General features: G+C 56.3%; 1 pseudogene. It reads left to right on the top strand.

Annotated elements, in window-relative coordinates:
• Positions 1-636: pseudogene (locus ACR1XY_RS24775) on the top strand (glutamate synthase large subunit); the annotation flags it as partial.

Raw genomic sequence — 636 nt, 5'->3', positions numbered from 1 at the left:
CGCTGTCGGTCAGGTGTTCCTGCCACGCACCGATTTTGGTGCACAGGAACAGTGCCGGACCATCGTCGAGACCGAAGTTCTGCGCATGGGCTACTACATTTATGGCTGGCGTCACGTGCCGGTTGATGTCACCTGCCTGGGCGACAAGGCCAACGCAACCCGGCCGGAGATCGAGCAGATTTTGATCTCGAATTGCAAGGGGGTTGATGAGGATACGTTCGAGCGCGAACTTTATGTCATTCGCCGCCGCATCGAAAAGGCAGCGGCTGTTGCCGGCATTTCGGGGCTCTATCTGGCGTCGCTAAGCTGTCGTTCCATCATCTACAAGGGCATGATGCTGGCCGAGCAGGTGGCCGTGTTTTATCCGGACCTGATGGATGAGCGGTTCGAAAGCGCCTTTGCCATCTACCATCAGCGGTATTCAACCAATACCTTCCCGCAGTGGTGGCTGGCGCAGCCGTTCCGCATGCTGGCGCATAATGGCGAAATCAACACGCTGAAAGACAACATCAACTGGATGAAAAGCCATGAAATCCGCATGGCGTCCGCGACCTTTGGCGACTACGCTGACGACATCAAGCCGATCATTGCGGGCGGATCGTCGGATTCAGCCGCATTAGACTCTGTTTTTGAGGT

The organism is Ruegeria sp. AD11(2025) (genome assembly GCF_056542405.1).
The sequence above is the reverse complement of the archived record's forward strand: the minus strand, read 5'-3'. Positions and strand labels throughout refer to the sequence as shown.